Source organism: Oscillibacter sp. CU971 (assembly GCF_905219725.1).
Taxonomy (GTDB): Bacteria; Bacillota; Clostridia; order Oscillospirales; family Oscillospiraceae; genus Oscillibacter.
Map to the genome: position 1 here is coordinate 1 of NZ_CAJMXG010000254.1, position 3,721 is coordinate 3,721.

The window sequence follows — 3,721 nt, forward strand, 5'->3', positions numbered from 1 at the left end:
GGCGTGATGGGATAGATGGCCGCTACCTCCGTGAAGGCGTAGGCCACATGGGCGGCGGCGGTATTGCCGTCCATGACAACGTATTGTTTCTTCATGACTGACTTTCCTTTCTGACTGTGATGTCCCGCGCGTTCATGCGGGCAGAACAGGGAGTACCTTTGACAAAGGGCGATTCCGTTTTGCGGAAAACGATTCCGAAAAAAGAAAATAAAATAGTACACAAAACGCCGACTTTGTGTTACACTTTTTATCATAAGCATTTTAAATGGGGTTGTCAAGGTTTAGAGAGCTACATATTCCAAAAAAGCGTTTTGCACGAAAAAGTGCTCGATTTTTTAATAAACACCACAAACAGACTTTTATGGCGGTTTATAAGATGCGCGGCGGGCTGCCCGGCGGGCATGGAGGCCAGACGGTTTTCCAGCGAAAAACCCTAGGTGCAATCCCGAGACGGCCAGGTCCTGTCCGGCGTTCCGGTCTTTGGAATGCCGCCGCGATACATGGGGGAAGGAGTAAAGGTTGTTATGGCGAGAGAGCAGATTTCCAGCATCCTTCGGGCGCTGCAGATTTTGGAGTGCTTTACCGACAACAAAACAGAATGGACGCTGAAAGCACTGGTAAAGCAACTGGACATGCCGACCACCACGGTGTTCCGGCAGGTGTCTACTCTGACTGCCCAGCAGTACCTGATTCAGGACCCCGTGCGAAAAAGCTATCAGGTTGGCCCCCGGCTGATGCTGCTGGCTACTTCCATTCTGAGCCAGTCGGATCTGCGCCGCCTGGCCCGACCGGAGCTGGAACACCTCAGCGACATCGTTCAGGAGACGATCAACCTCAGCGTCCTGTTGGAGCGGGATATCTTCTATTTGGACAAGGTGGAAACACGCCGCTCCATCGTCTGCAATACCCGGATCGGCAGCCGCGCCCCCGCTTATGCCACCAGCTGTGGCAAAGCGATTATGGCGAGCCTCAGCGAAGAGGAAATCGACTGCTTCTGCCTGTGGATGGAGCGAGAGGCTCAGCCGCTGACGGAACGCACCATCACGAACTCGGCGCGGATGCGGAAGGAGCTGGCGGAGGCCAGGATCAAGGGCTATGCCATGGACGACGGAGAGATAGAGACGGGGCTGATCTGTTACGGCGCTCCGGTCTACGACATGAACCAAAAGGTTGTTGCGGCGGTCAGCGTGTCCGGGCCGGAGTACCGGATGCGGGCGGAGCAGGAGCTGATGATCCGGGAGGTCCGGAAGGCGGCGGCCGCCGTCTCCCGCCTGCTGGGCTACACGGATACGCGGTAAAAGCCGGTCTTTCCCATACCGGCGGCTGTTTATGCGGCGGAGCGACCTGGGAATCTGATACAAATGATGGCTCCGAAGGAAACATTTTGTCAGCGTCCCGTTTGATTCGGTACCTTGACAAAAACGAATAAATAATTTTACTAAAATTATTCAAGTTTCCATTTCTTGCTAAGCGCTGTAAAAATCCTTAGCAAGACAGGCGATTTCTGTATTTTATGTATAATATGTATAAATAATGGCCGTTCTTCGAAAAGAGGCCTTAGTTTTATCCGTAATTTCCGGAATTAAATTCTGCTATATGGAATCTCTGGCTAGGCAATCCAGCGAAGTTCCCATCAGGGATGAATCCTTATCTTCATATCTCTCAGAAATTAAGGAGAACTACAATGAAGCAGAGAAGTGCGAAAGAGCGTTTGTTGTGGGCGCAGTTCGATGCCCTGGAAATGGGCACCGGCTGAGATGACCAGGACATTACCCGTCCTCAAATCATGATTGAAAGTGTGTACGGCGACTCTCACCCCGGCAGCTACCATTTGAACCAGATGACGGAACAGGCTGTCTATGGAGTGCATGAAAAGGGCGGCAAACCCGCTAAGTACTATGCTACGGATATCTGTGATGGCTGCGCGCAGGGTCATGACGGCATGAACGTGGTGCTGGCATCCAGAGAAGCGATTGCCAACATGGCGGAGGTTCATGCGTNCGCGGTGCCCTGGGGCGGTATCATTCTCTCCTCCAGCTGTGATAAGTCTATCCCTGCCCATCTGAAAGCTGTGGCCCGGATGGATATTCCCACCATCTTTATGCCCGGCGGGTCCATGCGGCCCGGCCCAAATCAGACCACCTCCCTGGTGGCAGGGGACATCTCTCTTCGCCAGAAACGCAAGGATGCCATTACCGGCCAGGAGGTCCGGGATTACAAGCCGACCGGCTGTCCATCCGTTGGTGCCTGTACATTCTTGGGGACAGCTTCTACCATGCAGTGTATGGCGGAAGCCTTGGGCATGGCTCTGCCCGGTGCCGCTTTGGTGCCCACCGCCATGCGGGATATCTTACAGTATTCCCGCTATGCCGGACGCAAAATCATGGGGCTGGTAGAGAAGGGCATCACCCCCTCCGGCAAGCATTTGACCGAGTCCTTCTGGTTTGCCGGCGGTGTGCCCATGGTGCAGTGGATGCTGCGTGATATGCTGGTTCTAGATGTGATGACCGTCACCGGCAAGACCCTTGGCGAGAACCTGGAGGACTTGCGCAGGGATAACTAGTTTGACCGCAACCTGGGCTATCTGGCCAACTACGGCCTTACCCGCGGCGCCGCTATCGGCCACGTCAGCCCCGAGGCTGCCGCCGGCGGTCCCATCGCATTCGTTGAGGATGGCGACTTGATCTCTTACAGTGTGGAAAACCGTGCCATCAACATGACCGGCGTCCACGGCGTGCCCTGCACGGTTGAGGAGGCCACCAGGACTCTGGAGGAGTGCTCCAAGGCTGGTATCCTGCCTCAGGAACCCAGAAAGGGCTTTTACAAGCTTTACACCGATCACGCTCTCTCCGCCATGAAGGGCGCGCTGGGACCCTTTATGATCGGAACGGACCCCGCTTTTGTGGAAGCTGTCGGCCATGCCGGATATGACTTCGTTCTGCTGGATATGGAGCACGGGACCACCACTTTTGAGATCCTTTCCCACTTGATCCGTGCCATGAATGTTGCGGGTGTCTGCCCGGTTGTCCGAGTGTCCAGAGGGACCGACATTTGGATCGATCAGGCTCTGGATGTAGGCGCGGGCGCTGTCATGATCCCGCAGATCGACACGGCTGAGCAGACGCGGGCTGCCGTCTCCGCAGCCAAATTCTCTCCCATTGGTACCCGCGGCGCCTGCCGCTTTGTACGCTCCGCGGGTTTTGGCGCTGTTCCCGGCAGTGAATACTTTCGCACAGCCCAGGATACCGTTGTGATCCTTCAGGCAGAGGGCCGAAAAGCTGTGGAGAACTTGGATGAGATCCTGAATGTCCCTGAGATTGACGTGGTGTTCGTCGGTCCGTATGACCTGTCCAGTTCTTTGGAGCATGTGGGCGAGATCGACCATCCCGAAGTAGTCGCCTGCATTAAGGAGATTATAGCCAAAGGCAAAGAGAAGGGCGTGAAAATCGGCTGCTTTGCGGATACCGTGGAAGGCGGCAAGAAGTGGCGGGACCTAGGTGTTAAGTTCATCAGCTATTCCTGCGATACTTATCTTTTCTATCAAATGGCAAAGGCAGACGTGGAGAAGTTTGCATTGTAAGTCACAATCTCGGGATACGTTGTTGGCGGTGTATCTCGGAAGAAACATACCGGCAACTGTTTTGGCGAAGGAGTATTGCAGCCTCTTCTTCACTGTGTCTCCCCATTTCCTTCCGATGCAGTATCTTGATTTGAAATGTGA

2 protein-coding genes and 1 pseudogene are annotated in these 3,721 nt (G+C 54.6%); all 3 read left to right on the top strand.

The window, feature by feature from the left end:
* Positions 1-524 precede the first annotated feature (524 nt).
* The 3 genes and pseudogenes from JX325_RS13555 (at position 525) to JX325_RS13565 (ending at position 3,580) form a co-directional block, all read left to right on the top strand.
* On the top strand, positions 525-1,298 hold the full coding sequence (locus JX325_RS13555; protein WP_204791630.1) for an IclR family transcriptional regulator: 774 nt from the start codon (positions 525-527) through the stop codon (positions 1,296-1,298).
* A gap of 386 nt (positions 1,299-1,684) precedes the next feature.
* A pseudogene (locus tag JX325_RS13560) lies at positions 1,685-2,866 on the top strand (dihydroxy-acid dehydratase); the annotation flags it as partial.
* 12 nt (positions 2,867-2,878) lie between these two features.
* On the top strand, positions 2,879-3,580 hold the full coding sequence (locus JX325_RS13565; RefSeq protein WP_243414090.1) for an HpcH/HpaI aldolase/citrate lyase family protein: 702 nt from the start codon (positions 2,879-2,881) through the stop codon (positions 3,578-3,580).
* Positions 3,581-3,721 lie beyond the last annotated feature (141 nt).

Coding starts and splice junctions, on each gene's coding strand:
- JX325_RS13565 (WP_243414090.1), top strand. CDS start 2,879: ATGATCGGAACGGACCCCGCTTTTGTGGAAGCTGTCGGCCATGCCGGA.
- JX325_RS13555 (WP_204791630.1), top strand. CDS start 525: ATGGCGAGAGAGCAGATTTCCAGCATCCTTCGGGCGCTGCAGATTTTG.